4 protein-coding genes are annotated in these 5,411 nt (G+C 38.0%); all 4 read right to left on the bottom strand.

Translation table 11 applies throughout. The features are described from left to right. Positions 1 to 474: 474 nt before the first annotated feature. Positions 475 to 1,866: a peptidoglycan-N-acetylglucosamine deacetylase PgdA gene (gene pgdA / locus HT698_RS01855; protein WP_173218649.1), complete on the bottom strand. Its 1,392-nt coding sequence runs from the start codon at positions 1,864 to 1,866 to the stop codon at positions 475 to 477. 234 nt (positions 1,867 to 2,100) lie between these two features. Then, the gene (locus HT698_RS01850; RefSeq protein WP_173218641.1) at positions 2,101 to 2,700 is read right to left on the bottom strand and encodes a DUF6088 family protein; all 600 of its coding nucleotides are present in this window, start codon (positions 2,698 to 2,700) and stop codon (positions 2,101 to 2,103) included. A 98-nt stretch (positions 2,701 to 2,798) separates the two neighbouring features. Further along, positions 2,799 to 3,692: a hypothetical protein gene (locus tag HT698_RS10260; protein WP_240147134.1), complete on the bottom strand. Its 894-nt coding sequence runs from the start codon at positions 3,690 to 3,692 to the stop codon at positions 2,799 to 2,801. A 366-nt stretch (positions 3,693 to 4,058) separates the two neighbouring features. Beyond that, positions 4,059 to 5,411, bottom strand: a 1,353-nt coding sequence (locus HT698_RS01835) for an FIVAR domain-containing protein (protein ID WP_173264356.1), incomplete at its 5' end; no start/stop codon positions are given.

Below are 5,411 nucleotides of genomic sequence, written 5' to 3'. Positions count from 1 at the left end.
CACAAGGAGGTCAGATTTTTCTAGCGACAAACAGAATAAATAAGTTAGTTCAATTAGCTACCTTCCTTATAGATGAAATTGATATTCATGAAGAAAGTCGCCCTTTATTTTTTGCAAAAGATACTAGTATGAATCTATTTGGGGAATTGAATTTATAAGCTGCTCCCTTATACTCTTCGAAAATCAAATTCAAACTGCGTCAACGTCGCCTTGCCGTACTCAAGTACATCCTGCGGCTAGTTTCCTAGTTTACTCTTTGATTTTCATTGAGTATTATAGTGAAATGAAATAAGAATAGGACGAATTGATTAGGACAGTCAAATCAATTTCTAACAATGCTTTAGAAGTCAAGGTGTACTATTCTAGCTTCAATCTACTATATTCATCAATTATAGCATAAAACATTTTTTAAGTAGTACTATCTTCTGTAAAAAATAAGTCTATCACATATCTGACAGACCTATTTTTTCTTGCTTATTCATCACGACTATAATACAGTTCATGAGGTTTTAGGCGAGTATTAAGCATCTCTGGTATGGTCACAAAGGTATACCCTTGATTTTTCAGATATTCAATGACCTTCGGCAAGGCATTGACTGTCGGGCTGTGAATATCATGCATCAGAACGATAGAGCCGTTAACTACTTGATGCTGAATTTCCGTCAAAATAGCTGCTTCATTTTTACTTTTCCAGTCCAGACTATCCACATCCCACATGATAAAGCTCAAATCCAAGCTATTGCGAATATCATCTGTAATGGCTCCATAAGGCGGGCGCATGAGTTTTGAACTAGAACCCAGCACTTTAGTTAGCACATCCTCAGTATCAGTAATCTGCTTTTTAGCTTCATCAAGAGAAAGTTGCGAGAGAATCGGATGGCTCCAACTATGGTTTCCAACAACATGACCTTCAGATTTTATCCTTTTCACCAAGTCCTCATTCCCAGAAACATTTTTCCCAAGCACAAAGAAAGTGGCTTTAACACCATATTTAGCTAGAGTCTCTAATGCCTGCGGAGTCGTTGCTGGATTTGGACCATCATCAAAGGTTAGAGCGACAACTTTTTGATGTTTCTTATCAAAGTAAGACTGGTACAAGGCTGCGTCTTTTTCGAGTAAGTACGAAGATTGGATAACATCAAAGAAAGCAGATACTGGCAAGGCTATCTCTTCTAAATTTTCAACCACAGGACTTGGATAAAGGATAATCTGACTATCCTTGTAATCAAAATTCCATGCAGACAAGTCTTGGTCGGAGAAGCTTTTTACAATCTGATTACTCTGGTCTTGCTCTATTTTCTTATCCTCTAGGACGGAGGTCAATTCTTTTATCAGCTGTTCCTTAGCCTTACTAGCATCTGAAAAGAGTTGGTCAAGTGTAAAAGGTTGCCCATCTTCTGTTAAGTGAACCTTTCCTAGACTGGTCTTTTCAGTCTCTTCAACCTTAAAAGCAACTAAATCATAGATTTGTTTGATCGCATTACGATTGACGACTCCCTTTAAACCTGACTCTTCTTGCTCTGTATAGTAGAAAACAAGATTGTCCTTACTTTCTAATTTGTCCTTAACATCTTGATTTATCAGCTCCTTAGCAGACGAAATCACTTGCTCCCCTTGGAGAGGATAATAGGCAATCACTTCGGTTTGTCCCTTACGAAAATGATCCTTCTGATTTCCCTCACTCAATTGATCGTCTTTCTCTTTTTTGAGAGATTCAATCTTCTGCTCAAAACTTTTTTGCTGATACATTTTAAAAGCAATAAATCCGCCTAATAAGCAAATAGAAATTGCTAAAATACCAATCAAAGCCAATAATACATGTCTCTTTTTCCCGTGTCTGCCACGTCCCAGTCTACTTTTATTCATATTTATATCATAACAAATTTGAGCAATAATTTCAATGATACAGTTTGGCAATCCACAATTCCTCCAGCAAGCCAAAGCATCTCACATCAACTCCAACATCCGTATCTGTAGAGATTATGTAGTTTTCTATCTATGGAATTTCTAGTAGATTGAAGCGAGAATAGACATCGTGACTTCTAAAAACATTCTGAGAAATTGATTTATTTTTCCCAATCGATTTATCCTTAAACATCCCTACACCTCTGATATTTTCTTGATAATACTATATACCCAGACACTTGTAGTTTTACCTTCAGCTAGTAATGTTGACTTTTCTTCTTCAGATAATTTTTTCCGTAAGTAGTCAATCTGCTGAGAAGTAATGTTCTCTTTCCCCATTGCCTTGACAGATTGTATCACCATTGCAGTTAAGGTTGACATATTTGAAATATCTCCATTATTTCTATGCTTAAATTCTATCCTTTCCTTACCAACATTAAAACTGGCATATCTTCCATCTGATATATAGGTCCATTTTGCTGCTACCTGCGTAGATAAACCAAGTAAATTAAGGGCTGTGTTCCCCGATGGAACAATGGTCCAATTATATTTTCTAGCAATAGCATCAGCAACTTCATCCACAGAGGCCATTGCATACTCTCCAATCAGTTCTATATATTTTGGTTTATAATAAATACCTTTCAAAATGCGAGTAACCTTTTTGTCTTTTACAAGACGATTTAATGTACTACGAACAGTTTCATATCCTGCAATATCAAAGAAATCATTTGCTATAAAAACTTGATTCGATTCAAAATTTTCTATCCTGTTTACTATTTCCTGCTTATCGTTCATCTATCACACCTCCTTTGCACCGAATATGATGCTACTTTTGGTGCAAAAAGTCAAATGAGAGTCATTTTATCAAGAGGGAACAGACCTCTTACAATTTCTTATGTAACATCTCTATCCATTTTTATCCCATTTCTTATTTCAGTAATAACTTGATTATAAAAATCATGATAGTCAGCCGTACTTATTTCTTTTATAATAACGCCATATGTACACAAGAGTATTCTCACATTATTATCTAAATCTCCAACTGTAGAGTAAAAATACACCTTTGTAAATTCAAAATGTTTCTTCTTATATGCGAGTAGCCACCACAAATCGATTTCAGCTAAATCGAAAGCAAAACCAAGGATATGAACATCATTGCTTACAAAATAATCAATCCATGAATGATGATAAAAATCATTTTTAGAATTCCATCTTCTTAATAATTCAGACGTATATCCTATCACCTGCGAAAGCAAATAACCATAATGGTATTGTCCTAGTATAATAGAGTTTTTTCTGGTTGCTATTCCATGTATATGCCATAATTTTTTTCGATCACCTAATTTTATATACTGATAAATTCCTAGTTCCTTTTCCTTTTTACTGATTTCCCCCTCCTTCCCATATCCATATAGATTTAAAATTTTTCCAATAGATGGATTAGTACAGATTGTTTTTTCAAATTCAAAGCTGTAATTCGTCGTCAAAATATTCTCTACTTCTAACGCTAATAAGTTCTCAAGAAACTTTTTCTTCCTTTCTGAAATCGTCATCTTATTCTTCAAAAAATCAGTTAGTTCTTCCGCAACAGTTTCCTCTTTCCCCTTATAGAGTACTGAAATCCTCATTGGAAAACGTAAAGACTCGCTTATCTCAGCTTCTTTTTCGCCTCTAAACTTTTCTATATTAAAGGAATCATCATCTTCTGGCTCGTTTGCAAATAATCTATTGATTCCATTCCCTACTAATAAAATAGATTTGTTTTTTCTACTTTCATGTTTCCCCATTCCATTACCCTTTCTCTTTTTAAAGCGCTTACATATACTCCTAAAGAAAGATGGATAGAAAGACGCTTTTCAACTTCTTTCTATCCATTACTTCCTTCAAGAGTCCACACCAGCAATTTTCAGTTCCATTTCATGAACTATCTTACTTGTCTCGTGTTTCTTCTTTATCTTATTCTACCATCAAAGCCTTCTACTTGTACTAGAGGAGGAAGGATTCCCATCCAAAAGATGGTGTCCTGTTCCCAAAACCACTTCCCCGCTAGAAGCTGGCAACTTCCCACTACAGGTTTGCTACTAACTTTTCCTATCGTCATTATCCAGCAATGTAGTAACTTCTATGGTCGCCTGCGATATTTCACATGTCGCTTATCTTAACTGAGCAAGAATAGCTTTGAGTTTCTCAATCAACTCATCTTCTGTGTGGTCAGACTCTTTCTCATTGGCTAGGAAAGCAACTGCTTGAGCGAGAGCTTCTCGTGCTTGGTCGAGGACTTTCGCATCTACACTTGTAAGGTCGCTTTCTTGCAGAACCTTAGTCAATTCCTTGGTCAATTTCTTGAGTTCCGACTCTTTCTTGCGACGAGCGATGAGGAAGAGAAGGAGACCAAGAAGGGCAAGTAGGCTGCCAATCATCGTACCATATGGAAGATGACCTTGCTCTTTCCTTGTTTCTTTCGTTTCTTCTTCATCCTTAGTCGCTTGCTTGCCTTTCAAGGATTCGAGGGCTTCTTTGACCTTAGCAGTCATCTCTTTCAAGCCTGCCTCTGTCAAGTCAGTATTTCTAAGGGCTGCTTGACCCTCTCCGAGAATGATCTTAGCAGCGTCGATGACAGATTGATCAATACCATCCAAGTCTTTCAAACGAGTTTCTAGTTCTTCAACCAATCGCGCAAGTTCAGACTTGTCAACAGGACGAGTCTCGCTAGGAGTTGCTGTATCGCCTGAATTGTTTGGAGTGTTTGTAAAAACTGGTGTTTCTTGAGCTGGAGTACTTGCTTGAGCCTGCCCAACAGTAGATGATGGAGTAGCAGGGGTGGTGTTGCTACTATCGTCGGTCGTCACACCAGGAGCTGGAGTATTGGCACTGTTATCTGGTGTCACACTATCGCTATTGCTGTCAGCAGGGGTGGTAGTACCGCCGTTGTTCGTGTTAGCACTATTGTTAGTGTCGCCACTAGTATTGCTGTTACTGCTATTGTCGGTATTAGCACCGTTGTTGGTGTTAGCACTATTGTTAGTGTTGTCATCATTACTTGGTACAGAAGTTGGTTTATCTACCAAGCCTTCTTTGGCTTTATCAAGTTCTTTCTTCGCTTCATCAACTTTCGCTTTCGCATCCGCTACGTCTTGTTCCGTTGCGTTCGCGTTGGCAATCACTTTTTCAGCTTCGGTTACTGCTGCGTTAGCTTTTGTCTTCGCGTCTTCATAAGCTTTCTTACTTGCTTCTGTCTTACCAGATGTTGATGCTCCTGGAGTAAGGGCTGCTTCCAAGTCCTCTTTAGCTTGCGTTAGAGCTGTCTTGTCTGCTTTATCGACTAACTTCTCTTTCGCTTTGTCCAACTTACCTTGAGCTGCGGTTACTTTTTCTTTCGCTGCTTGAACTTCAGCCGCTGTCGCATCGTCACCTTTAGCTAATGCATCTGTTGCTGCTTGCTTAGCTGCTGTTACGGCATCTTCTGCTTCTTTCTTAGCAGCTTCGTAAGCTTCAATACTTTCTGG

It is taken from the genome of Streptococcus sp. 3109 (assembly GCF_013276905.1).
Classification (GTDB): Bacteria; Bacillota; Bacilli; order Lactobacillales; family Streptococcaceae; genus Streptococcus.
The sequence above is the reverse complement of the archived record's forward strand: the minus strand, read 5'-3'. Positions and strand labels throughout refer to the sequence as shown.

Bases quoted from the DNA above. Each gene is read 5' to 3' on its own strand.
- pgdA (WP_173218649.1), bottom strand. From the start codon at position 1,866: ATGAATAAAAGTAGACTGGGACGTGGCAGACACGGGAAAAAGAGACAT.
- HT698_RS01850 (WP_173218641.1), bottom strand. From the start codon at position 2,700: ATGAACGATAAGCAGGAAATAGTAAACAGGATAGAAAATTTTGAATCG.
- HT698_RS10260 (WP_240147134.1), bottom strand. From the start codon at position 3,692: ATGGGGAAACATGAAAGTAGAAAAAACAAATCTATTTTATTAGTAGGG.